Source organism: Mycobacterium sp. SMC-4, assembly GCF_025263265.1.
In the GTDB taxonomy this organism is placed as follows: Bacteria; Actinomycetota; Actinomycetes; order Mycobacteriales; family Mycobacteriaceae; genus Mycobacterium.
Genome location: NZ_CP079869.1, coordinates 2,676,075 through 2,702,316, shown reverse-complemented (window position 1 = coordinate 2,702,316; position 26,242 = coordinate 2,676,075). Strand labels below are relative to the sequence as shown.

Annotated in this window: 24 protein-coding genes and 1 tRNA gene; 12 read left to right on the top strand and 13 right to left on the bottom strand. The window is 66.5% G+C overall.

Annotated features, from left to right (window positions below; genetic code table 11):
- Positions 1–109: 109 nt before the first annotated feature.
- Genes KXD98_RS13070 through KXD98_RS13060 form a run of 3 tightly spaced genes read left to right on the top strand, consistent with a single transcriptional unit; the run spans position 110 to position 4,149 of the window.
- Complete coding sequence (locus tag KXD98_RS13070) at positions 110–472, top strand: DUF1844 domain-containing protein (protein ID WP_260764820.1); 363 nt, start codon at positions 110–112, stop codon at positions 470–472.
- Between the two features lie 20 nt (positions 473–492).
- Positions 493–3,807, top strand: coding sequence for a bifunctional lysylphosphatidylglycerol synthetase/lysine--tRNA ligase LysX (gene lysX / locus KXD98_RS13065; protein WP_260764818.1), 3,315 nt, complete (start codon positions 493–495; stop codon positions 3,805–3,807).
- A gap of 39 nt (positions 3,808–3,846) precedes the next feature.
- Positions 3,847–4,149, top strand: coding sequence for a PspA/IM30 family protein (locus KXD98_RS13060; RefSeq protein WP_260764817.1), 303 nt, complete (start codon positions 3,847–3,849; stop codon positions 4,147–4,149).
- Here KXD98_RS13060 and KXD98_RS13055 read toward each other — a convergent pair.
- Positions 4,143–5,234 (bottom strand): hypothetical protein, encoded by a 1,092-nt coding sequence (locus KXD98_RS13055; RefSeq protein WP_260764816.1) that lies wholly within the window; start codon positions 5,232–5,234, stop codon positions 4,143–4,145. The two genes, KXD98_RS13060 and KXD98_RS13055, sit on opposite strands and share 7 nt — an antisense overlap.
- Positions 5,234–6,544: a hypothetical protein gene (locus KXD98_RS13050; protein WP_260764815.1), complete on the bottom strand. Its 1,311-nt coding sequence runs from the start codon at positions 6,542–6,544 to the stop codon at positions 5,234–5,236. The genes KXD98_RS13055 and KXD98_RS13050 overlap by 1 nt, the downstream gene beginning before the upstream one ends.
- A gap of 114 nt (positions 6,545–6,658) precedes the next feature.
- Between KXD98_RS13050 and KXD98_RS13045 the strand changes: the two genes are divergently transcribed.
- Positions 6,659–6,817, top strand: a complete 159-nt coding sequence (locus KXD98_RS13045) for a hypothetical protein (RefSeq protein WP_260764814.1) — start codon at positions 6,659–6,661, stop codon at positions 6,815–6,817.
- A gap of 7 nt (positions 6,818–6,824) precedes the next feature.
- On the opposite strand, the gene KXD98_RS13040 is transcribed toward KXD98_RS13045, so the two are convergent.
- From KXD98_RS13040 to KXD98_RS13030, 3 genes are read right to left on the bottom strand one after another with little or no spacing between them, the layout of a single operon-like run.
- Positions 6,825–8,051: a CHAT domain-containing protein gene (locus KXD98_RS13040; protein WP_260764813.1), complete on the bottom strand. Its 1,227-nt coding sequence runs from the start codon at positions 8,049–8,051 to the stop codon at positions 6,825–6,827.
- Positions 8,033–9,709 carry a hypothetical protein gene (locus KXD98_RS13035; RefSeq protein WP_396883036.1) on the bottom strand — a complete coding sequence of 559 codons (1,677 nt, stop codon included), beginning with the start codon at positions 9,707–9,709 and terminating at the stop codon, positions 8,033–8,035. The genes KXD98_RS13040 and KXD98_RS13035 overlap by 19 nt, the downstream gene beginning before the upstream one ends.
- 27 nt (positions 9,710–9,736) lie before the next feature.
- Positions 9,737–10,225, bottom strand: a complete 489-nt coding sequence (locus KXD98_RS13030; protein ID WP_260765175.1) for a lipoprotein LpqH — start codon at positions 10,223–10,225, stop codon at positions 9,737–9,739.
- Between the two features lie 150 nt (positions 10,226–10,375).
- Between KXD98_RS13030 and KXD98_RS13025 the strand changes: the two genes are divergently transcribed.
- Positions 10,376–11,566 (top strand): winged helix DNA-binding domain-containing protein, encoded by a 1,191-nt coding sequence (locus KXD98_RS13025; protein WP_260764810.1) that lies wholly within the window; start codon positions 10,376–10,378, stop codon positions 11,564–11,566.
- Here the strand turns inward: KXD98_RS13025 and uvrA are convergent.
- On the bottom strand, positions 11,556–14,477 hold the full coding sequence (gene uvrA / locus KXD98_RS13020) for an excinuclease ABC subunit UvrA (protein ID WP_260764809.1): 2,922 nt from the start codon (positions 14,475–14,477) through the stop codon (positions 11,556–11,558). The two genes, KXD98_RS13025 and uvrA, sit on opposite strands and share 11 nt — an antisense overlap.
- A 175-nt stretch (positions 14,478–14,652) precedes the next feature.
- On the opposite strand from uvrA, the gene KXD98_RS13015 reads away from it, so the two are divergent.
- Positions 14,653–15,330, top strand: coding sequence for an MBL fold metallo-hydrolase (locus KXD98_RS13015; protein ID WP_260764807.1), 678 nt, complete (start codon positions 14,653–14,655; stop codon positions 15,328–15,330).
- A gap of 33 nt (positions 15,331–15,363) precedes the next feature.
- Complete coding sequence (locus tag KXD98_RS13010; protein WP_260764805.1) at positions 15,364–16,248, top strand: fructose bisphosphate aldolase; 885 nt, start codon at positions 15,364–15,366, stop codon at positions 16,246–16,248.
- A gap of 60 nt (positions 16,249–16,308) precedes the next feature.
- Here the strand turns inward: KXD98_RS13010 and KXD98_RS13005 are convergent, their stop codons facing one another.
- The 5 genes from KXD98_RS13005 to KXD98_RS12985 form a co-directional block, all read right to left on the bottom strand.
- Positions 16,309–16,755, bottom strand: coding sequence for a universal stress protein (locus tag KXD98_RS13005; RefSeq protein WP_260764804.1), 447 nt, complete (start codon positions 16,753–16,755; stop codon positions 16,309–16,311).
- A gap of 182 nt (positions 16,756–16,937) precedes the next feature.
- Positions 16,938–17,912, bottom strand: coding sequence for a hypothetical protein (locus KXD98_RS13000; RefSeq protein ID WP_260764803.1), 975 nt, complete (start codon positions 17,910–17,912; stop codon positions 16,938–16,940).
- A 158-nt stretch (positions 17,913–18,070) separates the two neighbouring features.
- Positions 18,071–18,706, bottom strand: coding sequence for a cutinase family protein (locus KXD98_RS12995; protein ID WP_260764802.1), 636 nt, complete (start codon positions 18,704–18,706; stop codon positions 18,071–18,073).
- A 169-nt stretch (positions 18,707–18,875) separates the two neighbouring features.
- Positions 18,876–19,196, bottom strand: a complete 321-nt coding sequence (locus KXD98_RS12990; RefSeq protein ID WP_260764801.1) for a multidrug efflux SMR transporter — start codon at positions 19,194–19,196, stop codon at positions 18,876–18,878.
- A gap of 4 nt (positions 19,197–19,200) precedes the next feature.
- The gene (locus KXD98_RS12985) at positions 19,201–19,551 is read right to left on the bottom strand and encodes a multidrug efflux SMR transporter (RefSeq protein ID WP_260764800.1); all 351 of its coding nucleotides are present in this window, start codon (positions 19,549–19,551) and stop codon (positions 19,201–19,203) included.
- 289 nt (positions 19,552–19,840) lie between these two features.
- On the opposite strand from KXD98_RS12985, the gene KXD98_RS12980 reads away from it, so the two are divergent.
- Genes KXD98_RS12980 through KXD98_RS12960 form a run of 5 tightly spaced genes read left to right on the top strand, consistent with a single transcriptional unit; the run spans position 19,841 to position 24,667 of the window.
- The gene (locus KXD98_RS12980; protein WP_260764799.1) at positions 19,841–20,719 is read left to right on the top strand and encodes a glycoside hydrolase family 26 protein; all 879 of its coding nucleotides are present in this window, start codon (positions 19,841–19,843) and stop codon (positions 20,717–20,719) included.
- 1 nt (position 20,720) lies between these two features.
- On the top strand, positions 20,721–21,953 hold the full coding sequence (locus KXD98_RS12975) for a PP2C family protein-serine/threonine phosphatase (protein ID WP_260764798.1): 1,233 nt from the start codon (positions 20,721–20,723) through the stop codon (positions 21,951–21,953).
- A complete protein-coding gene (locus KXD98_RS12970) occupies positions 21,950–23,926 on the top strand; it encodes a glycosyltransferase family 2 protein (RefSeq protein WP_260764797.1) in 1,977 nt (658 codons plus the stop codon). The genes KXD98_RS12975 and KXD98_RS12970 overlap by 4 nt, the downstream gene beginning before the upstream one ends.
- The gene (locus tag KXD98_RS12965) at positions 23,926–24,267 is read left to right on the top strand and encodes an STAS domain-containing protein (protein WP_260764795.1); all 342 of its coding nucleotides are present in this window, start codon (positions 23,926–23,928) and stop codon (positions 24,265–24,267) included. The genes KXD98_RS12970 and KXD98_RS12965 overlap by 1 nt, the downstream gene beginning before the upstream one ends.
- Positions 24,254–24,667 carry an ATP-binding protein gene (locus tag KXD98_RS12960; RefSeq protein ID WP_260764794.1) on the top strand — a complete coding sequence of 138 codons (414 nt, stop codon included), beginning with the start codon at positions 24,254–24,256 and terminating at the stop codon, positions 24,665–24,667. Before KXD98_RS12965 ends, KXD98_RS12960 begins: the two co-directional genes overlap by 14 nt.
- An 11-nt stretch (positions 24,668–24,678) precedes the next feature.
- Here KXD98_RS12960 and KXD98_RS12955 read toward each other — a convergent pair.
- Together KXD98_RS12955 and KXD98_RS12950 are read right to left on the bottom strand one after the other, a co-directional pair.
- Positions 24,679–24,749: transfer RNA gene (locus KXD98_RS12955), tRNA-Cys, on the bottom strand.
- Between the two features lie 47 nt (positions 24,750–24,796).
- Complete coding sequence (locus KXD98_RS12950; protein WP_260764791.1) at positions 24,797–26,224, bottom strand: MFS transporter; 1,428 nt, start codon at positions 26,222–26,224, stop codon at positions 24,797–24,799.
- Between the last annotated feature and the right edge of the window lie 18 nt (positions 26,225–26,242).

Here is a 26,242-nt window from a genome sequence, read left to right as displayed (position 1 = left end):
TGACCGGACCGCTGTACCCTCGAAACTTCATCGGCCAGCGGTGGGAGTGGGACTCCACTTGTTGCGCCCAGCGTTCGCCGGGGCGGTCGCGCGTGCAAGTCTAGCAGCTATGACCGATGATCCTGCACACGCCGAATCCCCGGACGCTCCGCCGGTGCGCGAGCTCGCCGAGGTTCCCGCCGTCGAGGTGATCACCCGGGCCGCCGTGATGCTGATGAGCGCGACGGCCGAGAAGCTGGGATTGTCGGCCGACGATCCCGACGACAGCCCACATCGCGACCTGGACGAAGCCCGTCGCCTGATCACCGCGTTGGCCGGGCTGGTCACGGCGTCTGCAGAATATCTGGGCCCGCACGCCGGACCGGTCCGCGACGGACTCAAGACGTTGCAGCTGGCTTTCCGCGAGGCCAGCGCTGCTCCGGACGAACCCGGAAAAGGTCCAGGCGAGAAATACACCGGCCCGGTCTGGTGACACCGAATTCACCGCGGCCCATGACGCACATCACCGCCGGGCGGACCCGGTCGCCATCCGGTAACCGGTGGGTTCCGGCGGCAGCCGGCTGGTTCGTCGGCGTGATCGCGACGTTGTCGCTGCTGGCGAGCATCTCCCCGCTGGTGCGGTCGGTGATCCGGGTGCCCCGCGAATTCGTCGACGACTACATCTTCAACTTTCCCGACACCAGCTTCGCGTGGGCTGTCGTGCTGGCGCTGTTGGCCGCGGCGCTGGCCGCCCGCAAACGTATCGCCTGGTGGATCCTGCTCGGCTATCTCGTCGGTGCCGGCATCGTGAACGCCATCGATCTGATCAGCGGTGGCCAGCGCTGGCCCGAGCACGTCGGGGAGCTGATCGGCCTGGGCTTCCACGTCGCAGCGGTGGCGTTCCTGCTCCTGGCGCGCAAGGAGTTCTGGGCCAAGGTGCGGCGCGGGGCGCTGCTGAAGGCAGCAGTCGTCCTGATCGCCGGGATGGGTATCGGAACGCTGATCGGCTGGGCGCTGCTGGAGCTGTTCCCCGGGACCCTGACTCGCCCGTACCGGTTCTGGTATGCGCTCAACCGGGTCGGTGCGTTCGCCGGCGCCGACGCGGCTTCCTTCTCGGGCGAACCACATGTCTTCGTCAACGCCCTGCTCGGCTTGTTCGGCGCACTGGCGCTGGTGGCGGCCGCGATCGTGCTGTTTCAGTCGCAACGCGCCGTCAACGCGCTGACCGGGCAGGACGAATCGGCGATCCGCGGCCTGCTGGAGGCCTACGGCAACAACGATTCACTCGGCTACTTCGCCACCCGCCGCGACAAAGCGGTGATGTTCGCACGAAGCGGGCGAGCTGCGATCACCTACCGGGTCGAGGTCGGGGTATGCCTGGCCAGCGGTGACCCGATCGGTGATCCCAAAGCCTGGCCGGCGGCCATTGATGCGTGGCTGCAGATGTGCCAGCGCTACGGATGGGCACCCGGAGTGATGGGTGCCTCCGCGGCCGGCGCCCAGGCCTTCCGCAGCGCCGGACTCAACACCCTGCAACTGGGTGACGAAGCAATCTTGCACACCGATGAATTTCGGCTCTCCGGACCAGATATGCGTGCGGTACGCCAGGCTGTCACTCGCGCACGTCGCGCCGGCGTCACCGTCCGGATGCGTCGGCACCGCACCCTGGGTGCCGAGGAGATGGCGGCGGTGATCGAGCGCGCCGACGCGTGGCGCGACACCGACGACGAACGTGGCTTTTCCATGGCGCTGGGCCGCCTCGGCGATGCCGCTGACGGCGACTGTCTACTGGTCGAAGCCGTCGAGGCGGGTATCGACGGTGACAAGGTGGTAGCAATGTTGTCGTTGGTGCCGTGGGGCACCACCGGTGTGTCGCTGGATCTGATGCGCCGCTCCCCGCGATCGCCCAACGGCACCATCGAGCTGATGGTCAGCGAGTTGTGCCGACAGGCTCAGGACATCGGGATCACGCGGGTGTCACTGAACTTCGCGATGTTCCGATCCGCGTTCGAACAGGGGGCACAACTGGGCGCCGGGCCCGTTGCCCGACTCTGGCGCCGGCTTCTGGTGTTCTTCTCCCGCTGGTGGCAACTGGAAACGCTGTATCGGTCGAACATGAAATACCAGCCCGACTGGGTGCCGCGGTATGCATGTTACGACGACGCACGGGAAGTGCCCCGGGTCGGAGTTGCCTCGGTGATCGCCGAAGGCTTTCTGGTGCTGCCGTTTTCGCGACGCCATGAGCAGCCGCACACCGGCCGGCATGTCGCCGCCCCGGGAACCCTGGTGGCCACCGGCCTGCTCCATCAGGACGGCACCGCACCGGATGCGGGCACGGTCGAGATAGGTACCGACCCCGCCCAGATGCCCCGTCTGCCCGAGCAGGTACGGGTTCGGCTCACCAAGCTGAAAGCATTGCAGGACAGCGGCGTGGACGCCTACCCCGTCGGCGTCCCGCCGACACACTCAGTGGCGCAGGCGCTTTCGGAAGAGGCAGGCACACCGGTGACGGTTGCCGGTCGAGTACTGCGGATGCGGGACTACGGCGGCGTGCTGTTCGTCCAACTGCGGGACTGGTCCGGCGAGATTCAGCTGGTGCTCGACACGTCGCTTCTCGACGGCAGCACACCCGCGGATTTCACCCGAACGATCGACCTCGGCGACCTGATCGAGGCCACCGGCGAGATGGGCCACAGCCGTTCCGGGGTGTGGTCGACGCTGCTGACCCGGTGGCGGCTGATCGGCAAGTGCCTGCGTCCGTTGCCGGACAAGTGGAAGGGGCTGACCGACCAGGAGGCCCGCGTGCGTGCCCGCTACGTCGATCTCGCGGTCAACAGCGAGGCGCGAGAGCTGATCACCGCGCGCAGCGGGGTTCTGCACGCGATTCGCGAAACGTTGGTGTCCAACGGTTTCCTGGAGGTCGAAACACCGATCCTGCAGCAGATTCACGGTGGCGCCAATGCCCGGCCGTTCCTGACCCACATCAACGCCTACGACCTCGACCTCTATCTACGGATCGCGCCCGAGTTGTACCTGAAGAGGCTGTGTGTGGGCGGTGTCGAACGGGTCTTCGAGCTCGGCCGCGCCTTTCGCAACGAAGGCGTGGACTTCAGCCACAACCCCGAGTTCACGCTGCTGGAGGCCTATCAAGCGCACGCCGACTACCACGTCTGGATCAACGGGTGTCGTGAGCTCATCCAGAACGCCGCGCAGGCCGCCAACGGTGCTCAGGTATTCATGCGATCGCGCGCCGACGGCGTCTTGGAGCCGGTGGACATCTCCGGGCAGTGGGCGGTCAAGACCGTCCACGACGCGGTGTCCGAAGCTCTGGGTGAACGCGTCGCTCCCGATACCGAGCTTTCCACGCTGCGGCGGCTCTGCGATGCCGCCGGCGTCCCGTACCTGAGCCACTGGGACGCCGGGGCCGTCGTCCTCGAGCTCTACGAGCACCTCGTCGAGGACCAGACCCGTGAGCCGACGTTCTACAAGGACTTCCCCACCTCGGTGTCGCCGCTGACCCGGCCGCACCGCAGCACTGCCGGCGTCGCCGAACGCTGGGACCTGGTGGCCTGGGGCGTGGAACTCGGGACGGCATACAGCGAGCTGACCGATCCGGTCGAACAGCGGCGTCGACTGCAGGAGCAGTCACTGCTGGCTTCGGGCGGGGACCCAGAAGCGATGGAGCTCGACGAGGACTTCCTGCAGGCGATGGAATACGCGATGCCGCCCACCGGCGGGCTCGGTATGGGTGTGGACCGGGTCGTTATGCTGATCACCGGGCGATCGATCCGGGAGACGCTTCCGTTCCCACTGGCCAAGCCCCGGTGAGTTGACAGCCACGACTGCACGGCCGGGTAGCTTGGTGTCATGCCGGATGAACCCAGCGACCTGCCTGACGCCTCAGCGTTGCCGGACGGCCCGGCACTGTCCGACGACCCGGCGATCCCGGTCGACACTGGTTATACCGACGATGGGGTGCCGACCTTCGACTCGGTGCGCGAGAAGATCGAGAACCGCTACGCCACCTCGATCGGTTCCGCCGAGTTGGCGGCCGAGACGCCGGAGGGACGCGCCGTCGAGCAGCAGTACGACGCGCGTCAGCGAGCCGCCGCTGAGCGGCTTGCCCAGATCCGCAAGTCCATGACGGCGAACCACCGCGACGATCAGTAATCCGATTCGGCGGCGAGGATCTCGGCCAGGAAGGTATCGGGTCCGCGCAGTGCCAGGCGACTGCGCGCGTAGCTGCGTACCCGTTCCCGAAGCTGCGCCGGCTCGGCGACCTCGACTCCTACCGTAACCGCTGCCTGCACCCAATCAAGGCCCCAGGCAACAGATTCGGTCAGCGGGGCCAGTTCGGCATCCACGATCGTTACGGATGCCGTTCCCGAACCGTCCAGCGTTCCCGTTCCGCCGAACCCGCCCGACCTCACCGACACCGGGATGCCTGCGGGCGACCCAGGACCGGACAGCTCGACCTGGACCACCGCTTCAACGACAGAGCCGGTCGATTCGATGCGCCAGGCAATGGTGTTGTCGGCCGCGTCGAAGACCCCGGCCGGAACGGCAGCCCAGCGTACCGAGGAAACCCCGGTCGCGATGGCCGCTGCGGCGCCGGTGGCACCCGCACCGGCGACCAGGGCGTAGTCGTCCTGGCGGGTTGCTCGCTCGTCAACGGGCCCCACACCGATCGGGTGCACGCCGAGTTCGGAGATCAACTCGGCGCAGGCATACGCAAGATCCCGGACCCGCTGGTCTACGTGCCGGGTCAGACCGTCCAGCGCCGCGGTGTGCGGCCCGAGCAGCGCTTCGACGTCAGAGTCGAACGTGTCGTCGGTGAAATAATCCGGCGCGGCCGCGGTCAGCAATGCGAGCTCGCCGTCGAGAACCGCCGCGTCTAGCTCGGCGATACCGTCGCGCCGACTTGCGGGCCACCAACGTCGCAGCCAGTGACCGAGCGCGAGGCGGCGCAGCGGCTGCAGGGTGTCGGGCTGCACGTCGGCCTTGCCGACCTCCAGCTCCCCCTGGGCGACGGCCGACCCGAGCGCGGAAATCACCGCGCTGTGTGCCTCTTCGCCGGTGATGCGCCACAGCCAGTCCGCCCGTGCGGGATCGGTGAACGCGAAGTGGACGTCATTGGGTGCTCCGTCAACCGTCCAGGACAACACCGCACCGGAGACCTCCAGCACCGCGGTCACCGGCGGCGCATCCGGGGCCGATCCGGTGGTCCACAGACCCGCTTGGGCGATGAACCGCATCACCGCTGCCCCGCGGCGAGCATCGACTTGATCCGCTGACGGTGGTCCAGACTGACCGACCTTGCGACCCCCTCGAGGAGCTCGCGAACTTCGTCGACGTCTGAGCACGGTTCCTGCCACACGTCGCGACCGTGCAGCCGGGCCCACAGCCGGCTCAGATACGGTCGGCGGAACGCCGCCAGTTCGTCGATGACCGCCTGCTGGCGCGGATGCACCGGCCCACCATCGACGAGGTAGCGCCGCGCGTGCAGCACATAGGCCTCTTTGCGCAGGCGGGCTTGGATATGCCGGGACAGATCATGGCGGGCCTGCGCGGCGTCCTCAAGGGGCGCAAGGTCGACCCCGACCTCGATTCCGGCGATCACCGTCGCCTGCTTGTCCTCACCCAGCAGACCCCACGGCGCGCAGGCCCGGTCGACCTCTTCGGCACACAACAGCGGTATGTCGGGAAGCTCGTCGCGGGCCGGCGAGGTGCGGCGCAGCGTTGCCCGTACCCGGTCGGCAATACTGCGGTCCAGCGGTCGATCGCCGCGGCTGCCTGTGATCGCCGGAGGTTGTTGAGGCAGTGCCGAACTCAGCCCGAGCTCCACGATCGACCACGGGAGCATCGCACCGGACCGGTGCGCGGAGGCGCCCAAGTTGTACGGGGTGACATCGGCGATCAGCGCCGACCAGACCCGCTGACGCGCCATCACCGCAGTGTGACCGTCGGCGCGGCCGAGCACTGTCGACAGTCCGGCCAGGAACGGCCCGGTGATCTCGTCACCGGGGCGCACGTCACGCCAGCTACATTCCAGCTGCACTGCGAGCGCTTCGACGGCGTCGTCGTCTCCGAGATACCTGTCGAGCGCCTCGGCCGCCGTCCGGTTCCGCCCGGAATGGAGTTCGATCAGCAGTGATTCCGCTGCACCACAGTCGTTCTCGTCGGGGTCTCCACGGGTGACGGCGAGTTCGAAGCAGAACGGGAAGTACAGTTCCTGGGCGTTCCCGTTGGTGATCCGCAGTCGGCGCCGCTCCCGCTTGAGCACGTCGAACCACGACGCGGCGGCACGCAGCGTATCGGCTTGTCCGACAATCTCCGCATGCATCTCGGCACCGACGTCGGGTGCCACGAAGGGCGCGGAGTACCTGGTGTTGACGCGTAGCCGCAGCACCAGCGGGTCGATGATCCTTTTCACCGTCCGACTCAGTGGTCCTCCGTCGTCGGTGCTGAGAACCTCGACGCCGGGACCGATCGCGCGCCAGCCGCGATCGATGACCGCGCGGCGGGGCTGCCGCACGGTCGCCGAGGTCCCGGGGGCGGCGCTCATCGAATCAGGATAGAAGTTGCGTCCGGTAGCCGACCGGGTGCTCCAGCCTGGCCACATGCCCTGCGCCCCACCGACGAGTTCGATGCCGAGTGCCTCTCGGTCGAAATCGATGTGATGGTCCGCCGTCCGGGTGGCCGGCAGTTCGCAGCCCGCCACACCGTTCCGATTCCCGGATCCTCATTGGATCGTTTCGTTCCCGGCAGCGTGGTCGACATCTGCTACCACCCCGGCGACGACACGTCGGCCGCGGTGTGGGTGCCGGCAGCCCGGTGACCGCCGCTCATCGCGCCCCGTCCACCGCGAAGGTGGCAAGCGCCGCCCAGTACACCGGGCTGGCCGTGCCGTCCCCGGTGCGCCACCGGCGCAGTTGGCTACGTTGCCACGCGTTGACGGCACGCCCGGCGTTCTCGGCCTCGTGGGCGGTGTCGACGGCGACGACCACCTCAGACATCGGATCGTGGGACGCGCCGGCGGTGGCGAACCGGCGGTAGCCAGCGGCGGTGGGCAGCGACCACAGCGTGGCAGTCACCACCAGGGCACCGCCGAGAATGAGGGCCGCCACCAGGCCGGTCGCCTCGTCGAAGCGATAATCGCCGCCGGACGAACACGCCAGCAGCGCGGCCCGGGGCGGAATTTCCAGCTTCGCGGTCATCAGATCGGCAGCGCTCAAGGGCTGCTCGTCGGCCAGGTGTAGCAAGGCGCGCGCGGCGTCGCCGACGTCCCCGTCGGCGGCCGTGGCGTGACCGACGAACAACAGTCGGCTGGGTGCGCAGCTGAGCTGAGTGGCCAGCCAGTTGCGGTCGGCGTTTGGGTTGCGGAACAACTCGACGGTGGTGGCTACCTCGGGCAACACTGGGCGCCGTGCCCGCAGATCGTCGAAGTGCTTTGTCAAAGCGCTATCGGGATCCGGACGCCCCAGCACCGAGCCGAGCGCCGAGTCGGGACGCTGGCCCGGCACTCGGGGATCGAGGACGAGCAACCGCGGTCCGTGGTCACGGCGCTGTTCCCATCGCGCAGGTGTGCGGACGGCATTGGCGATGTTCGGTGGTGCTGCGATCAGGACGTCGGCGAGGTCGAGAAGCCGTCGGTTGCCGTCGCGCGGGTCCGCCAACAGCGCCCACGGAACCTGCGCGAGTCTTCCGGTCGGCCCGACAAACAGCGTGCAGTGTCGCGCCGCGGACTGTCGGATGATCAGTTCCCAGGCCCCGGCCGGGATCAGCTGCTCGCCGAGGGCATCGGCGAGATGTTGCTCGGCCACCGGGGACGCGAACGACCCCACGGTGAAGGCGCGTTCGAGGGCCTCATGAATGCTCTCGGAAGCTTTGGGGTCAGGCAGCGCAGCGCTGAGCACGCTGTCCACGCCACCGAGCGCGGACTCCTCGACCACCCACGTGACGGTGCTTTCCGGCCGTCCGACGATCCGCAGGCTGGCGTAGGTCGCGACGCCAACATCGGCATAGCGCAACACCAGGGTCTCGGCCGTGTTGTTCACGGCCACGTGCGCCATTCGGTCTCGCCGGCAGTGATCTGCCGACCGTAGCGCCGATGAGCCAGCTCGCGGTATCGCGCGAGCACCGGGCCGGCCTGCGGATCCATTCGCAACGGCGGCAGCGGTCCGAGCCGGGTGAGCGCTCCCCCGCCGGCACTCCGGTCGCCGGCCGCGACGAGCGCGTAGTCGTCTGGGTCCTCGACCGGGGACGCGGCGGTGGCGGTGTCCGTCCAGTCCGCACCGTGCGGAATCGTCGGAACACTGAACACTCCTCTGGCGCAGTGATATTCGATGAGCTCGCTCACCAAAGCGGTGTTCCCCCACTCCCAGGCCACCGCGAAAGCGCCGGCAAGCAGGCGGGCCGACACATGTGCGGCCCAGCGCATCCTGGCATCCGCATCGCCGAGGGCGTAGCGCACCGAGTCGACGGCCAGCGCAGCGGGCACTTTGAGGTCGGCGGCTTGCGCGAATTTCTCCGGCGCGGTGTCGGGGTCGTCCAGTGCCTGTGCTCGCAGAATGGACCCCTGATGGTCGTCGAGACGCGCGTACTGCAACCAGCTGCGCCGGGGCCAGCTGTCCAGAAGTGCGCGGGCCTGCGCCACCCGGTCGGAGGCCGCGACAAAATCTCCGCGCAGGATGTCAACCCAGCTGCGCTGCAGCAGGATCCGGTGAATGTGCAATGGTTTGCCCAGCTCCCGCCAGTGCCGTTCGGCGTGGCCCAGACGCTCGTCGGCGTCGTCGAGCGCTCCGACCGAGATGCTGATCAGACCGAAATACAGCCAGCTGCGCGAGACGTCATGAGCACGGGCATGTTCGGCGATGTCCGGGTAGGCCCGGTGGACGAGATGCTGCGCCTGTGCGCGCTCTCCTGCCGCCCACGCCGCGGTGGCACGCTCCAGTTGTGCCCGCGCAGCAGCTAGCCGCCACCCACGGGCGCCGGCGCGCGCTTCGGCGCGACGCAGCCAGGGCCCCGCTTCGGTCAGACGCCCTGTCTCGACGCAGAACCGGCCGTAACCGGTTCCGGCGAGCACCCTGAGCACGTCAGCGGACTCATCGGCGTGGTCCTGTCTGTCAAGCGCATCGAATGCGTTGCGCCACAGTGGGATGGACTGCACGTGGAGATCGTCGTCGCACAGCGCGACGGCGCACAGGATGTGGGCGTGGATCACCAGGTGGGCGTGTTCGTGCGACAGCCCGGCGAAGTTGCCGGCATCGTCCATGAGAGCGGCCAAACTGGTTGCAGCGGATTCGTGTTCACCCTTTGCCGCCGACAGACCGGTCCGCAGGAACAGGGCCCGCCGATGGTATCGGGACATCATCTGTTCGATCCGGTCGGCCGACAGGGACACCTCGGCGGCAGCGTCCGGACGAAGGCCGGCCCGGACTTCCCGGTAGATCTGCAGACACTCCTCGATGCGCCTCAGGCATTCGGTCACCCCGTCGTAAGCCGTTCGGACCAGGTAGATCTCGCCGAGCTGGGCGTAGACCTCCAGCATGAGATCGTCGCGGTCGGCCTGCTCGATGCGAGGCATCAACGACAACAGCAGCTGCTTGGCCGCGCCCTCGTCGGCGGCCACGGCCAGGCGCCGCGCCCGGTCGAGTTCTGCTTCAAGGTCGGGACGCCCGGGACTGCTGGTCACCGCGCAATCATAGGAAGCGGCGGGCGCGTCGGGCACGCCCGCCGCTTCGGCGCGAGCCACCAATCAGGTGCAGGTCACCGTGACCGTGAACGATTTGGTGATCATGCCCGCCATCGGATTGCTCATGTCCGCGCCGACGGCTTCGCCGGTGATGGTGTAGTTGTCTCCGTCGACCGTCACCTCCGCGGAGCCCGACTGTGCACCCATCGCATTGGCGACGGCGAGCGCATTGCCGTCGACAACCATGCCGAGTGACTCCACTACCGGCGTCGGTTCGTCGGTCATGACGATGCCCAGACCCTGTTGGCCGCCGATCGCTGCGCTGGCGACGTTGATCTTCCCGCCCTGTTTGACGCAGGTGACCGAGTTGAGGTCGAGTCCGGCCAGATCGGCGCCGTCGACTTTGACTTCGGTCTGGCCTGCAGTGTTGGCCTGGTGCTGGGCAGCGGCCTCGGTGCGTTGCGCCGGCGAGGGCGCGGGGTCGCTCTTGTCGTCGGCGCAGCCCACCAGCAGCGCGGTACCCACGCTCACGCCGATCACGGCCGCAACCATCCGATTGACAGCGGTCTTCCCGTCCACGTGTTTTCCCTTCGTTCGTGCAACGCCTCATGGCGTCGTCGGGGTGAGTCCATCCGAGGTGGGCAGCTACCGATCCCAACTTCTGCCGCCGTCTCGTCGGGGGGTGGCGGTAGGTTCTCCTCGATGCCGTCCCTCACCGCTGATCAACGACGCGCCAGAATGGCCGTGCGTCACCACCTGGCTCCCGGCCCGGAACTCCTTAGCTCACTGCGCGAGGTGACCGCCAGGATGGTGGGTCTACACGCGACCGACCCGGCAACTCCTCATCTGTCACTGTGGGCGCGGCTACCCGGATACACCGTCGAGGACATGAATGCCGCTCTCTTCAAGGAACGCTCGCTGGTCAAGCACCTCGCGATGCGGCGCACGCTGTGGGTGATACGCCCCGAGGACCTGCCTGCGGTTCAGTCGGTGGCCAGTGATCGCGTGGCCGCCAACGAGAGTCGCAGGCTTGCCGCCGACGCCGAGAAAGCGGGTGTGGCCGGTGACGGTCTTGCGTGGCTCGAGGCAGCGTGCGCCGCGGTGGTGCATCACCTGGGGACCGCGGGTCCATGTACAGCCACGGAACTGCGCGCGGCGCTTCCCGAACTGACCGGCACATACGACCCCGCCCCCGGGAAACCCTACGGCGGCAAGGGGCATCTGGCCCCGCGCGTGCTGACCGTGCTGTCTGCGCGCGGTGACATCTTCCGGGGCCCCAACGACGGCGGCTGGACAGCGTCCCGGCCGAGGTGGGTGGCCGCCGGGCAGTGGCTGACCTCGCATGCCGCGATAGGAGCAGAGGCGGCCCGCGCGGAGCTGATCCGACGCTGGCTGTATGCCTTCGGGCCCGCCACCGTCGCCGACATCAGATGGTGGTTCGGCACCACCCTCGGCTGGCTGCGGCAGGCGTTGGCCGATGTCGACGCCGTCGAGGTCGATCTCGACGGCGTCCCGGGCTACGTCCTGCCCGGTGACGAGGAAGCGGTGCACGAGGTTGAGCCGTGGTGCGCCCTGCTGCCCGCACTCGATGTCACGACGATGGGTTGGACAGACCGGGGCTGGTATCTGGGCCCGTATCGCGGTCAGGTGTTCGACCGCAACGGTAACGCGGGACCGACGGTATGGGTGGACGGTCGCATCGTCGGTGCGTGGGGCCAGGATGCCGAAGGACGGGTCGCGTTGGTGATGTTCGAGGATGTGGGGCGTGCGGCGCACCAGGCGCTGATGGCACGTGCCGATGATCTGACCACCTGGCTTGGTGGCGTGCGGGTGAATCCGCGCTTTCCTTCGCCCGCGAGCAAAGGCCTGTCCGCCGCGACGATCAGGCGCTGACCTTGCTACGGCTGCGCGTCTTCGACTTGACCGTCGGCTTGGGCTTGGCCCGGGTCAACCCCAAGGTCTCTGCGAGGAAGTGCCCCGTGTAGCTGTCGGGGTTGACCGCGACATCCTCGGGGGTGCCTGTTGCGACCACGGTGCCGCCACCGGAACCGCCTTCGGGTCCCATGTCGACGATCCAGTCCGAGGTCTTGATGACGTCGAGATTGTGCTCGATCACGATGACTGTGTTGCCCTTGTCGACGAGGCCGTTGATCACTGTCAGCAGTTTGCGAATGTCCTCGAAATGCAATCCGGTGGTCGGCTCATCGAGAATGTAGATGGTCCGGCCGGTGGAACGCTTCTGCAGTTCGGAGGCCAACTTCACGCGCTGGGCCTCGCCGCCAGACAAGGTGGGGGCCGGTTGTCCGAGCCGCACGTAGCCCAAACCGACGTCGACCAGTGTCTTGAGGTAACGGTGGATCGAGGTGATCGGTGCGAAGAACTCCGCGGCCTCCTCGATCGACATGTCGAGTACCTCGGCGATGGTCTTGCCTTTGTAGTGCACCTCGAGCGTCTCTCGGTTGTACCGGGCACCCTGACAGACCTCACACGGCACGTACACGTCGGGCAGGAAGTTCATCTCGATCTTGATGGTCCCATCACCCGAACAGGCTTCGCAGCGGCCGCCTTTGACGTTGAACGAAAACCGCCCGGGCTGGTAGCCGCGCACCTTGGCTTCGGTGGTGGCCGCGAACAGGGTGCGGATCTTGTCGAAGACGCCTGTGTAGGTGGCCGGGTTTGACCGCGGGGTGCGCCCGATCGGCGATTGGTCGACCCGAACCAGCTTGTCGAGATGATCGAGGCCGTTGACCCGGGTGTGCCGGCCCGGCACCAGCCGGGCGCCGTTGAGTTTGTTGGCCAGCACCGAGGCAAGGATGTCGTTGACCAGTGTGGACTTACCGGACCCGGACACCCCCGTCACCGAGGTCAGCACACCGAGCGGGAACGAAACGTCGATTCCGCGCAGGTTGTGTTCGCGGGCACCGACCACGGTGAGTTGGCGCTTCTTGTCCGCGACCCGCCGCATCGCCGGGACCTCGATTTCCTCCTTGCCCGAAAGATAGGCCCCGGTAATCGAATTCGGGTTCCTCAACAGGTCGGCATAGGTGCCGCTGTGCACGATCTGACCGCCATGCTCACCGGCGGCCGGGCCGATGTCGACGACCCAGTCGGCGTGCGCGATGGTGTCGAGGTCGTGTTCGACCACGATCAGGGTGTTGCCCAGGTCACGCAGCCGCACCAGCGTGTCGATCAGTCGGCGGTTGTCACGCTGATGCAGGCCGATCGAGGGCTCATCGAGCACGTAGAGCACGCCCACCAGTCCGGACCCGATCTGGGTGGCCAGCCGGATGCGTTGCGCCTCACCGCCGGACAACGTTCCGGCGGCGCGTGAGAGCGACAGATAGTCCAGACCCACGTCGAGCAGGAACCCCAGCCGCGACTGAATCTCCTTGAGGACCTGACCGGCGATCGCGGCTTCGCGCGTGCCCAGCGTCAGCGCATTGAGGAACTCTGCGCACTCGGCGATGGACAACTCGGCGACCTCCGCGATCGACTTCGCCCCGAACGCTCCGGCGGTCATTGTCACCGCCAGGATCTCCGGCTTGAGCCGGGTGCCATTGCATTCCGGGCACGGCACGTCGCGCATATAGCCCTCGAGCCGCTCCTTCATCTGCTCGGAGTCGGTCTGCTCCATCCGACGGTGCAAGAAAGCCATCACGCCTTCGAAGTCGGCGTAGTAGGACCGGGTGCGTCCGTAACGATTCTTGTAGCGCACGTGCACCTGCTCGTCGCAGCCCTCGAGAATCGCCCGACGCGCCTTGGCCGGCAACTTCTTCCACGGGGTGTCGACGTCGAAGCCCAGCTGGTCACCCAGCCCGGACAGCATCCGGGTGAAGTACTCGGCGGTGTGCCCCACCGCCCAGGGTGCGATGGCTCCCTCGGCGAGGGTGAGGTCCGGATCGGGCACGACCAGGTCGGGGTCGACCTCTTTCTTGATACCCAGCCCCAGGCATTCCGGACAGGCTCCGTAGGGCGAGTTGAAGGAGAAGGAACGAGGCTCCAGGTCGTCGACGGCCAGCGGGTGCCCGTTCGGGCAGGCCAGTTTCTCGGAGAACCGCTGCTCGCGGTGCGGGTGGTCGTCTTCGCGATCGACGAACTCGAGGACCACGATGCCGTCGGCGAGGTTCAGCGCCGTCTCTACCGAGTCGGTCAGGCGTTGTTTGGCGGTGGCTTTGACCGTGAGGCGGTCGACGACCACCTCGATATCGTGCTTCTCCTGTTTCTTCAGCTTGGGCGGATCACTCAGCGAATGCACCACACCGTCGACCCGTACGCGGCTGTATCCCTGGGTGTTGAGTTTGTCGAAAAGGTCGACGAACTCGCCTTTGCGGGTACGGACCACCGGAGCGAGCACCTGGAAACGCAGACCTTCGTCCATGGCCAGGACCTGGTCGACGATCTGCTGCGGAGTCTGGCGCGCGATGCGCTCACCGCACACCGGGCAGTGCGGCGTGCCGGCCCGGGCGTAGAGCAAGCGCAAGTAGTCGTAGACCTCGGTGATGGTGCCCACCGTGGACCGAGGATTGCGGTTGGTGGACTTCTGGTCGATCGACACCGCAGGCGAGAGGCCCTCGATGAAATCGACATCGGGCTTGTCCATCTGTCCGAGGAACTGCCGTGCGTAGGCCGACAGCGACTCCACGTACCGCCGCTGACCTTCGGCGAAAATGGTGTCGAAAGCCAGCGAAGACTTACCGGAACCCGAGAGTCCGGTGAAAACGATCATTGCGTCACGCGGCAGGTCGAGATCGACCCCGCGAAGGTTGTGCTCCCGGGCACCCTTGACGATCAGGCGGTCGGCCAACGATGTCCTTTCAAGTCATGCCCAATGCGTCCCCGAATGTGATCGGGACGCAGTACAGGCCCATGCTAGGTGTGCCCACCGACAAGAGCCGCGACACGTTCCCCACCGACGGTTGGCGTCACGTTTGACCGACGGCGTCTGCAAGCGCCTTACCAGGCAAAGTAACGTGACGATCATGACAGTGGTCGACGACAACTACACGGGCCACGTCGAGCCTCAGACGGCGGCGCGACGGACCCTCCCCGGCGCATCCATCGTCAAGGTGTCGGTGGGACCCATGGACAACAACGCCTACCTGGTGACGTGTTCCCGAACAGGTGAGACATTGCTCATCGATGCCGCCAACGATTCGCCGATCCTGCTGGAGCTCGTCGAGCGCTACGCCCCGAAGCTGTCGCTGGTCGTCACCAGCCATCAGCATCCGGACCATTGGCTGGCACTGGAGGAGGTCGTGCGATCCACCGGCGCCCCGACCGCGGCGCACTCCCTCGATGCCGAGCCACTGCCGGTGACGCCGGACACGTTGCTCGCCGGCGGCGATACGATCGACATCGGCATGCTCCGTTTCGACGTGATCCACCTGCGGGGACACACCCCGGGCTCGGTCGCGTTGGCGTTGAGCGGTCCCGCGACCGATGACAGGGTGCATTTGTTCACCGGCGACTGCCTCTTCCCCGGCGGCGTCGGCAAGACCTGGAAAGAAGGCGACTTCGAGCAGCTGCTGAGTGATGTCAGCAGCAGGGTGTTCGACGTCTTCGCAGATCAGACCGTGGTGTATCCAGGACACGGCGATGACACCACGCTCGGTGCCGAGCGCCCTCATCTGGGCGAGTGGCGAGAGCGTGGCTGGTGACGCAATGGTGACGAGGTAGTCAGGAAAGGGAACATGAGCAGCGATCAGTTCAAGAAGGCGCAGAGCGGCGCCGGCTTCATTGCCGCGTTGGACCAGAGCGGTGGCAGCACGCCCAAGGCATTGAAGCTCTACGGCATCGCCGAGGACGCCTACTCCGGTGATGAGGAGATGTTCAACCTCGTGCACGAGATGCGGACCCGCATCATCACCAGCCCGAGCTTCGACGGAGACCGCATCCTGGGCGCCATTCTGTTCGAGGACACCATGGACCGCGAGATCGACGGCCGGGGCACCGCCGAATACCTCTGGGACGTCAAGAAGATCGTGCCGTTCCTCAAGGTCGACAAGGGTCTGGCCGAGGAGAACGCGGGCGCCCAGGTGATGAAGCCGATTCCCGGCCTCGACGATCTGCTCGCGCGTGCACGCGCGAAGGGCGTCTTCGGAACGAAGATGCGGTCGGTCATCAAGCTGCCCGGCGAAGGGCTGGAAGCCGTAGTCGACCAGCAGTTCGAGGTGGGCCGACAAATCCTGGGCGCAGGACTGGTGCCGATCATCGAACCCGAGGTCGACATTCACAGCCCGGAAAAGGCGAAGGCCGAGGAGCAGTTGAAGGCCGCACTGCGCAAGGGCCTCGACAGCCTCGCCGAGGACCAGGTCGTGATGCTGAAGTTGACGCTGCCCACCGAGACCGATCTGTACCGCGAACTGGTCGACCATCCGAAGGTACTGCGGGTGGTGGCGCTCTCAGGTGGCTACAACCGCGACGAAGCCTGCGAGAAACTGGCTGCCAACCACGGTGTGATCGCGAGCTTCTCCCGAGCGCTCACCGAGGGCCTGAGCGCCCAGCAGAGCGAGGATGAGTTCAATGCCGCGCTCGACTCCGCGATCAGTGCGATCGCCAAGGCATCCAACACCTAGACAGCGCAGGACCCTGGGTCGGTCTCACCGGCCCAGGGTCCACTCGCTGAAGTCTTGCCCTCAGGGCGTGGTGTGCACGATGAGCACGTCGGTCTTGGACCGTCGCGCCACATTGGCCGGCACCGAGCCCAGCAGGCGTCCGGCGATGGTGCTCAAACCGACGTTGCCGACGACCAACAGGTCGGCACCGACTTCTTCGGCCAGCTCCACCAGCGCATCGACCGGAGCGCCGACCACGGCCTTCTCCTCGATGTTCTGTGCGCCGGCCGCCTTGGCACGGTCGCGGGCCTCGCGCAGGATGGCATAGATCGGGGCGTTGCCCGACATCTTGTAGCCCTCATCCTTGAGCACATCGGCGGCTCGTTGATCCTCGTTCTGCGGGAAGTAGGCGGTGGCGACCACGAGCCTGGCGTTCGCCCCGGCAGCGATCTGGCCGGCACGGTCGACGGCACGCAACGACGAATCAGATCCGTCGGTACCAACCACCACGGTTTGATAGGTGCTCATCCATATCCTCCCAGCGTCAGTTCCAGAACCACCCGAGACAGTAACCCGGTATCAGGCGGGCATGGGCACGAATCACCACACCAAGATGCCATCGTTGCAGATGGTGATGGGTGCTTTGACGGCAACGTCACCCTGATGGGTGACACGTGACGACGGGTACACGTTTACTGCCACAACAGGAATCACCATTGTTCGGCGCGCACCGCATCGACGGTTTCGGGCGGATTTTCGCCGGCGTCAGTTGCCCCGGCTGACCACGCGGTGCCCTCGCAGATGAGATCGGTCGGCATCGGCAACGTCGCGGGGAGCAGCGGTAGCGCCGGGAAGGCGTCACCCAACGGCACCGCCGGCATGGACAGGGCAGGCGCGGTGACCGGCATCCCGGCCGGCACCACGGGCGGGACCGGCCCGGGAGCCGGCGCGAGTCCGGGCCCGCCCGCGGCGTGCAGCACCGGTGCCGACTCGGGCGCGACGACAGGCGGTGCGTGGGCCTCGGGCACCAGCGCCGCCACCTCGACAGCATCCTGCACTGCGCCGTCCGGAATCGATTCGAGCCCAACAGGTTCTGGCGGCGTCGCGGCAGGCGCCGGGACGACCGCTTCGTCTGCCCCCGACGATGCTGCGATGGTGTCGGCCGGCGGCGCGACAGCAGAAGCCTCCGGAATGACCGGCGCTGCGATAGCGGGGCCGGCCTCCGCAACGGCCGGCACCGCGACGGGAACCGGTGGCACCGCAGCAGGAACCGGTGGCATGACAGCAGGGCCCGCAGGTGCAGCAGGTGCGGCAATGGGGCCCGGCGGCGCGGCGGCTGCCGCGTGGGCCAGCGGCGCGGCCTCCACCACGGCCGGCGCCACCAGATCGACAGGCACCGGCACCGGGCCCGGTGCGGTCAGCGCGGTTATGCCGTGGACAACCTCGGCGACGGGCAGTGCGGGCACGTTGGGTGGCTCTGCGGGAACCGCGCCATCGAGGACATTGGCAGCCGTCGCCAGAGCGTCAGGCACGCTGGGCGGCTCGGCTGCCAGGTGCTGCACAAGATCCATACACGGCACGCCCGGACTGGGTTGCGCACCCGCAGGGTGGATCCAGACCAGCAGCGGCCCCATCACTCCCACGGCAAGTGCCGCAGCGGTGATCCGAGAGGCATTGCGTGCCATGACTTTTCTGTCGCTCCTTCAGAGCCCCACCCCGAAGAGAACCTAGCGCGTCAGCGGGCCGATGTGGCGCGTCGGTTACCGAACCGATACCGCCCGGAGTCTGGTCGGTGACAGCCGTCATCGCGGGCCGACGCCGACTTCGGGGGGTCTCGGTTCGCCTAGGTCTCCCTACCCAGCACCCGACGAGCGGCAAAGGTCGCGGCCTCGTCGATCATGCCGTTGTGCGTGTAGGCGAAGTGGGCAAAGAAGTTCCGGCCGCGCGAGCAATACGGATCACCATCGGCGCACAGGTCGATCGACTTGTTGCCGTACAACGGGCTGATGGCTGTCAGCGGCCCGCCGCCGGGGACATTGCGCGCCGGGTTACCGAAGACGGCCACCGCGGCGACGTGGTTGACCATCGAATCGGGCAGCGGGGCCGGAGTGAAGAACCAGATCCTGCGATTGCCGATGAGGATCAGGTCGACCACCCCGGCGCCCTGCGACATGCCGCCCAGCACGATCTTCGTTTCCGGGCACATACCTGCGACGTACTGCACGTGCTTGTTCGCGTCGACGGCTCCGTCTGAGGTCGACTTCGAGAAGTTCCAACTGGCGGGATAGTTGACGGCATAGGCCGACACCCTCTTGCCGAGCAGCTTCCACTTCAAAGAGTCGACGAACGCCTTTCCGACCGTGCCCAGACCGGCCCGGGAACTTGTCCCCCGCGCGAACACCACCTCCACGTCCGGACAGGACACTGCGGCGGCAGTCGGCGCCTGGACGACGGCCAAGAAGGCAAGCACGGCCGACATAGCCGTGGCACCTAGGGCCCGAACCACCTGGAAGCTGCGCACGCAAACACGCTGACACAGATTCAGCAAAGTAGCCCCCGGCAGCTATGCAACGGTGATCCAACGGATGCCGATTTGTGTTGCAACAAACTGGCGAAAGGCTGCAGATTGCGGATAATCAGCGGCTCCGTCAGTGAACTCCGCCGACCTCCACCAGCAGGACGCCCACGGCAATAAGCGCGATGCCGCCAATCATTCTGGCCGTCAACGCTTCGCCGAACAGTGCGCGTGCGGCAACCGCGGTGAGCGCCACCCCGGCTGCTGTCCAGATGCCATAGGCCACCCCGAGGGGCATGCCGTGCCGCAGTGAAGCCGCGAGCAGCGTGAACGCGCTCAGGTAACCGACTACGACGGCGCCGTAGAAAACCGGGCGGCCGGTCGCGGCAACGCGCAGGGCAAGAGTGCCGGCGACTTCGGAAACGATCGCCACGACAAGGAGCACGTAGGCCATCGCGTTATCGACTGTCCCGCTCGAGCACGGCCGGAGCAGCGGCCCGGGACCCGGACTCGACGAGCAGGACTCCGGCGATGATGCAGGCCAGACCCATCCCCATCAGCGCGGTGAACACCTCACCGAACAGCAAGGTCGACAGCAGGGCAGTCAGCGCCACGCCCGATGCCCCCCAAATGCCGTATGCCACACCCAAAGCCATGCCGCGGCGCAGGACCAGTGCCAGCATCGTGAACGATGTCAGGTAGCCCACCGCCACGATCAGGTAGAGCGCGGGCACGGTTTGCGAACCTTTCAGCGACAGGGTGGCAGCCACCTCACTGGCGATGGCCAGCGCGAGCAGGAGCCAAGTCATGAACATCCTCGGTGGGACCGGTGGGCGTGCGGCGTTCCGCTTGGCACGGTGTCGGAGGAATCGAAGATACCGGAACTGCCGTTCGTGGCGGCCGGCCGCACCCAGACACCACTGACCGAGTTGCTGCGACCGCAATGGCGAAGTTGCCAGCTAACTCCAACCCCTTCGCTGCCGACATTCGTCGAGCGGTGCCGAGGAGGGGCCCGTGTGCCGCCGGCAGGGATTTGATCTTGGATGACGAGTGCGATTCACACCCCGACGCGCAAACCGGTGGCTTAACCTGGGACGGGTGGGGACTGCGCGGGAGCGTTTCCTGTACGGGGTGACTACAGGAGGCGGACCATTTGCTGCCCGCGAACTGCGATCAGCGGCTGACCTTGCCGGACGACCGCTGGACCGGGTGATGTGGTTCGAGCAGTTCCACTCCATGCCCCCGCTGCGCGCCATCGACGCTGTCACGGCAATGGGAGCGCAGCCAGTCCTGACGTGGGAGCCGTGGCGCTGGGACCGTCGGCCCGCGCCGACGATGGTGATGCTGCACTCCGGAATCTACGACGACCACCTGCGACGGTGGGCCCGCGGTCTGGCCGGTGTCGCAACAACGGTCGATGTGCGGTTCGGCCACGAGTTCAACGGTTACTGGTATCCGTGGAGCACCGCGGGGGGAACCAGCGCTGCGGACTACATCGGGGTGTGGCGGCGCATTCACCGGATCTTTCAACAAGAGGGCGCCACCAACGTCAGGTGGGTGTGGTCGCCGACCGCCGGACTGCCGGGCGGCCCACCGTTGGAAGCGTGGTTCCCGGGCCCGGCCTACGTGGATGTGGTCGGCGTCGATGGTTACAACTGGGGTACCAGCCAGGTCTGGAGCAGCTGGGTGCAGCCTGCCGAGTTGTTCGCACAGATCCTCGACGAAGTGCACGCCATCACCGGCGACATGCCGGTGACGATCAGCGAGGTGGGTTGTGCCGAAGCGGGAGGGGACAAGGCCGAGTGGATTCGATCGCTGGTGACCTACCTGTGTGAACAGACCGATGTGGACGGTTTGACCTGGTTCGAGCATGACAAGGAAACAGATTGGCGGACAACAAGTTCAGCAAGATCGGCGGCGGCCATGGCGGCTGCGCTCAGCGCTGCTCAGCGCTCACCCTGCTCCAGGGCCTGCTGAGATGACCGCACAACCAGTCGAAGCGCCCTGCACTGTCCCCGCCGAGCTGGAGGAGGAGCGGCTTCGGGCGGTCGACCAGCTCCACCTGCTCGGAACTCCACCAGAAGAGAGATTCGCCCAGATCACTCGCATGGCACGGTGTGTCTTCGACGTACCGATGGCAGCGGTGTCTCTGATGGATCGCGATCGTCAGTGGTTCAAACAGTCCGACGGTCTGGACCTCGACGGCAGTGTGCCCCGCGCGCAGACCGTATGTCAGGCCACCATCGTGCGCGGTTACGAACACCCTGAAGATCCGGCCCTGATCCTGGAAGACACCTGGGAGTCGGCATTCTGCGAACTGCCCGCGATCAGCGGCGCTGGAGGCATCAGGTTCTACGCGGGATACCCGCTGTACGGTCCCGGCGGTCACCCGGTCGGAACCTTCTGCATTTACGACATCAAGCCACGAGAGCTCAGCGCGGCACAGCGCGAGGCCTTCGTCGAGCTGGCTATGTGGGCACAGCGCGAACTGCAGAGTGCCGACGACCTGGCCCGCGCGGCCACCGTGCAGCGCCAACTGCTGCCACCCGCGCTCGGTGACCTGCCGGGCTACCGGGTGTGCGCGCTGTGCCTGCCGGCCTTCGCGGTCGGGGGCGACTTCTACGACCACTACCCGGTGCAGGACGGCATGATCTTCACCGTCGCCGACGTGATGGGCAAGGGCCTGGGGGCGGCGATTCTGACGGCCACCGTGCGCTCGGCGTTACGGGGAGCCACCCGGGCCGTCGACCAGGCGGGCAGCGTGGACCTGGCGGAAGCCGTCAACACCACCTATGTCCAGATCGTCGACGACCTCAACAGCACCGAGAGTTTCGTGACGTTGTTCCACCTGAAGCTGCGGACCAGTGATGGGACCGTGCACTACGTCGATGCCGGGCACGGATTCGCCGCGGTGATCCGCCGCGACGGGTCCGTCGAGCCCTCCAACAGTGACGGGCTGCCGCTGGGGGTTCTGTCCGATGACCGTTGGACCGCACAGAAGGTTCAGCTGGAGCCCGGCGACACCTTGGTCGTCGCCTCGGACGGGGTGCTGGATCTGGTCTCCGATGGCGACGACATCGATGCCGCCGTCAGGTTCATGGCCCGTTACGCCGATCCCGAAGAGCTGTGCGCACAGGCACGTCGACTCCAAGCACGCCGCCCCCCGCTCGACGACGTCACCTTGGTCGCGATCCGTCGCGAGAGCGCATGAGACATCGTCTCCCGCGGACATCGGCCGGTACCTACCCATCGCCGTGGTTGCGCCTGTTGATCCTCTCCGTGGCCCTGCTCGGGGTCAATTACATCGTGTGGCGCTGGCTGGCATCGGTGAACTGGTCAGCGTGGTGGATCGCCGTGCCGCTGGTCATCGCCGAGACCTACAGCGTCATCGACTCCCTGTTGTTCGGTCTGACAATGTGGCGACTGCTGCGCCGTGACCCACCACCACCACCACCACCGGAGGGCGCCACCGTCGACGTGTTCATCACCACCTACAACGAGCCCGTGGACATGGTGATGGAGACCGCCACCGCCGCCGCCGCGATCACCTATCCCCATCAGACCTGGATCCTCGATGACGGAAACCGGGCGGAACTGGCAGCTGCCGCGGCGGAGCGCGACATCGGCTACGTCACCAGATCGGCCAGCTGGGCCGACAGGCCACGCCACGCCAAGGCCGGCAATCTGAACAACGCGCTGTTCGAAACGCAGGGCGAGTTCATCCTGGTCCTCGACGCCGATCAGGTGCCAGAACCGGAGATCCTCGACCACACGCTGGGCTACTTCCGCGACCCGTACATGGCACTGGTGCAAACTCCGCAGTACTTCCACAACGTGCCGTTCAGCGATCCGCTGGGCAGTCAGGCGCCGCTGTTCTACGGACCCATCCAGCAGGGCAAGGACGGCTGGAACGCAGCGTACTTCTGCGGGTCGAACGCCGTGTTGCGCCGGGAAGCGCTGATGCAGGTGGGAATTCGCGGTTACGTCCGTGCAGTGGAGGAAGGTGTGCGCCGAACGCTCTACGCGTCGCGGAAGATCGTCAAGAGCGCCCTGTCGCAGGTGCCGCCGGATCAACCGCAGGCCCAGAATGCGCTGAAGACCGTGCAACGCGCCGTGCGCGACGCTCGGGCTCAGTTGCGCGAGAGGCGCCCGTTGGCCGACATCACCTACGAATTCCAGCGGGCTGTCGACACCGCGGGCAGGGCCATCGTCGAGGCAGATATCACCGCGATGCGCGCTGACCTCGAAGTGATTGTGGCGCTGCAGCAGGATCCCGAACACACCTCCACCACAGTCATTTTCGATGACGTAGCACTCGAGTCACTGGCGGGCCGGGAGTGGTCGCCATTGGGTGCAATCGAGTCGATCAGAGCCATGGTCCGCGCAATCGACGTAGGCCGCGACGACGAAGCTCAACCGATGCTGCCCATGGCGACCATTTCGGTCACCGAGGACATGGCCACCTGCATGCGCCTGCACGCCCAGGGCTGGAAGTCGGCATACCACCACGAGGTACTGGCGCGGGGCTTGGCCCCCGACGACGTTCGAACGATGCTGACCCAACGCCTACGGTGGGCGCAGGGCACCATTCAGGTGATGCTGCGGGAGAACCCGCTGGTGCAGAAGGGTCTGAGTATCGGGCAACGGCTCATGTACTGGGCGACGATGTGGAGCTACCTGGCCGGCTTCGCAGCGCTGGCCTACATCGCGGCGCCCGCGGTGTACCTGATCTTCGGCATCATGCCCGTCCAGGCGTACAGCTGGGACTTCTTCGGCCGGCTCATCCCGTTCCTGTTGCTCAACCAGCTGATGTTCATCATCATCAGTCGCGGCACCCCGACATGGCGCGGTCAGCAGTATGCCCTCGCGCTCTTCCCGGTGTGGATCAGAGCGTGCGTGACAGCGTTCATGAACGTGTTCTTCGACAAACCGCTGGGCTTCGCGGTGACGCCGAAGACCAAACAGGAAGCCGGCGCGATTCCGTGGCATTTGGTCAGGTGGCAGCTGGCTGCGATCGGGTTGCTCGCGGTGGCCTCGGTCATCGGCATCGCTCAGCTGTACTTCGGAGCCATCTCAACGCTGGGCGTGGGTGTGAACCTGTTCTGGGTGCTGTTCGACGTCGTGATACTCAGCGTGGTGTTCCAGGCCGTTCGATACCGCGGACACGAAACGGAGGAATTGTGATGGGCCAGTTCGAAACCCATTCGCTGGACAGCGGGGTCGTCGTCGTCAGAGCTGATGGCCGGTTGAACATGGTCGCGGCCCCGGTGCTGCGCAAGCACCTGCACACCCTCGTCGACGAGGGCCAGTGTCGAGTTGTGGTAGATCTCAGCAAGACTGAACTGATCGACTCGTCCGGACTGGGCGCGTTGATCTCCGGGCTGAAGGTGGCCCGGCAGGCCGGCGGTGACCTGCGGATCGCCGCTCCGACCCGACAGGTCACCGCGGTACTCGAGCTGACGAACCTCAATCGGGTGCTCAGTGTGTATCCCACGCCTGAGAGCGCCTTCGATGACCGAGGCTGACGATCACCGGGTATTCGAGACGCAGACTGGGCAGCAGACCCTGGATCAGCTGCAGCAGGTGCTCGACGACGTATGGTCGACTCACTCCATCGACGACGTCGTCCGCATGCACATCGAACTGGCTGTCAGCGAGATCGCCGCGAACATCATCGAGCATTCCGACAACGGTAAAGCCGTGCGCTTACGCATGGACGTCAACATTTTGCCCGACGCGGTGCGAATCACATTCACCGATGACGGCCATCCCGCCCCGGTGGACTTGACCAGGGTCAGCATGCCTGACGAGAACGCCGAGCGGGGCCGCGGTCTGGCGATAGCCCACCGCGTTCTCGACGAGTTCTCCTACCGACGCGATGAACACGGCAACCACTGGACGCTGTGTCGACGCCTCAGTGGGTGAGCGCATCTGCGAGCGAGTGACGGGATTCGAACCCGTGTGAACGGCTTTGCAGGCCGGTGCCTCACCACTCAGCCACACCCGCAGTAGAACCACCCTGCATGAATGAACAGGATTGTCATAGCTTTACGATCACGCTGATTGTTGGGCGGCACGCACCAGCGGTCGCGAGCTGCGAGCGGACGCCAGCACTGCCATGGCGGCCATCACCGCGAAACACGCGAAGAGCCATCGGGCCGCAGTGGCGTCGCCGCGGTCGGAGACATTGACCACCACGCCGGCCAACGCTGCGCCGAAGGCTGCTGAAATGATCTGCACCGTATTGATGGCCGCCGCGGCGACCGGCCCTTCCGCCGGATCGGCGACTTTGCCCATCGCCCACGCCGACAGGTGCGGCCACGCCATACCGATGCCCACGCCGCTGAGCGTCAAGCCCAGCGCCCAGCACGCCACCAGCAGAGCCGACGCGTCCTGGTACTGGGTGAGGGCACTGACACCCAGTCCGAGTGACATCACCAGCGGGGCGACCGTCACGGCGGCGACGATGACGCGGCGCCGTTTCAGCGAGGCGCTGACAATCTCAGCGGCAGTCCAACCGATGGCCAGACCGGCGCCGAGGAAACCGGCCGCCACGGGAGTCAAGTGAGCAAGCCGTTGACCGAACAACGGCACATACATGTCCACCATCGTCGCAGCCATTAACGCACCGAGTGTCAGGTAGATCCATTTCAGCGGCCCCGGCCCGAATGTGCTCGGCGGAAGCACCGACGCTGCCGCACGCCGGTCTACGCCCACGAACACCAGCACGAGCAGCACCGCTACCGCAACCAGCCCCACCGTCAGCCTCACATCGCGGGGCACCCCGGCGACGCTGACCAACAATGCGGCAGCGCCGAGCAGCAGCAACGAGCGCACCGGGACTCGGATACGACTACTTGGCAGCGCTTTTCGGGCTGCTGGGGTTCGTGCGGGCAGCGCGATCGGGACCAACACCGACATGGCCACCGTCATGATCACCAGGACCCCGAAAGCCCAACGCCACGAGCCGTATTGGGCGAACAAGCCACCAGCGGCCGGCCCGAGAAGGGTCCCGACGCCCCACATCGCCGACACCAACGCTGACGCCCTGGTCCACAACGAGCTCGGCAGCGCCGTATTGATCACTGCATATCCGAGCCCGGCCAGCAGGCCACCGGCGGCCCCCTGCACGGTCCTGCCGAGCAGCAGCAACTCCATGCTCGGCGCCAGCGCGCACCCCAGACTGCCCACGCTGAACACACTGAATCCCAGGAGGTACGACCATCGCGGCCCTGCCTTCATCAGCAGCGCATGCACGGTGGTCGCAGCCATCACCGAGCCGACCAGGTACACCGTGGTGACCCAGGCGTAAAAGCGGTGACCCCCGATTTCGGCGACCGCACTGGGCATCAAGCTGATGGTGAGGAACTCATTGGTCGCGTAGAGCGCCACCCCGCCGGCCAGCACGGTCGACGCGCCGAGGTTCTTCGGCCCGAGGAGCGCGCGCCAGGTTCCGGCGGAGGCAGTCGCAGTCTCGATCACGGCATTGACCGTAGAACC

What these genes read in the sequence shown, in the direction of transcription:
- KXD98_RS13005 (WP_260764804.1), bottom strand. Translation starts at nt 16,755, where the DNA reads ATGAGCACCTATCAAACCGTGGTGGTTGGTACCGACGGATCTGATTCG.
- KXD98_RS13060 (WP_260764817.1), top strand. Translation starts at nt 3,847, where the DNA reads ATGCCGGATGAACCCAGCGACCTGCCTGACGCCTCAGCGTTGCCGGAC.
- KXD98_RS12995 (WP_260764802.1), bottom strand. Translation starts at nt 18,706, where the DNA reads ATGTCGGCCGTGCTTGCCTTCTTGGCCGTCGTCCAGGCGCCGACTGCC.
- KXD98_RS13015 (WP_260764807.1), top strand. Translation starts at nt 14,653, where the DNA reads ATGACAGTGGTCGACGACAACTACACGGGCCACGTCGAGCCTCAGACG.
- KXD98_RS13055 (WP_260764816.1), bottom strand. Translation starts at nt 5,234, where the DNA reads ATGCGGTTCATCGCCCAAGCGGGTCTGTGGACCACCGGATCGGCCCCG.
- KXD98_RS13045 (WP_260764814.1), top strand. Translation starts at nt 6,659, where the DNA reads ATGGTCCGCCGTCCGGGTGGCCGGCAGTTCGCAGCCCGCCACACCGTT.
- KXD98_RS13000 (WP_260764803.1), bottom strand. Translation starts at nt 17,912, where the DNA reads ATGGCACGCAATGCCTCTCGGATCACCGCTGCGGCACTTGCCGTGGGA.
- lysX (WP_260764818.1), top strand. Translation starts at nt 493, where the DNA reads ATGACGCACATCACCGCCGGGCGGACCCGGTCGCCATCCGGTAACCGG.
- KXD98_RS13030 (WP_260765175.1), bottom strand. Translation starts at nt 10,225, where the DNA reads ATGGTTGCGGCCGTGATCGGCGTGAGCGTGGGTACCGCGCTGCTGGTG.
- KXD98_RS13070 (WP_260764820.1), top strand. Translation starts at nt 110, where the DNA reads ATGACCGATGATCCTGCACACGCCGAATCCCCGGACGCTCCGCCGGTG.
- KXD98_RS12970 (WP_260764797.1), top strand. Translation starts at nt 21,950, where the DNA reads ATGAGACATCGTCTCCCGCGGACATCGGCCGGTACCTACCCATCGCCG.
- KXD98_RS13025 (WP_260764810.1), top strand. Translation starts at nt 10,376, where the DNA reads ATGCCGTCCCTCACCGCTGATCAACGACGCGCCAGAATGGCCGTGCGT.
- KXD98_RS12990 (WP_260764801.1), bottom strand. Translation starts at nt 19,196, where the DNA reads ATGGCCTACGTGCTCCTTGTCGTGGCGATCGTTTCCGAAGTCGCCGGC.
- KXD98_RS12965 (WP_260764795.1), top strand. Translation starts at nt 23,926, where the DNA reads ATGGGCCAGTTCGAAACCCATTCGCTGGACAGCGGGGTCGTCGTCGTC.
- KXD98_RS13040 (WP_260764813.1), bottom strand. Translation starts at nt 8,051, where the DNA reads ATGGCGCACGTGGCCGTGAACAACACGGCCGAGACCCTGGTGTTGCGC.
- KXD98_RS12960 (WP_260764794.1), top strand. Translation starts at nt 24,254, where the DNA reads ATGACCGAGGCTGACGATCACCGGGTATTCGAGACGCAGACTGGGCAG.
- KXD98_RS13050 (WP_260764815.1), bottom strand. Translation starts at nt 6,544, where the DNA reads ATGAGCGCCGCCCCCGGGACCTCGGCGACCGTGCGGCAGCCCCGCCGC.
- KXD98_RS12985 (WP_260764800.1), bottom strand. Translation starts at nt 19,551, where the DNA reads ATGACTTGGCTCCTGCTCGCGCTGGCCATCGCCAGTGAGGTGGCTGCC.
- KXD98_RS13010 (WP_260764805.1), top strand. Translation starts at nt 15,364, where the DNA reads ATGAGCAGCGATCAGTTCAAGAAGGCGCAGAGCGGCGCCGGCTTCATT.
- KXD98_RS12975 (WP_260764798.1), top strand. Translation starts at nt 20,721, where the DNA reads ATGACCGCACAACCAGTCGAAGCGCCCTGCACTGTCCCCGCCGAGCTG.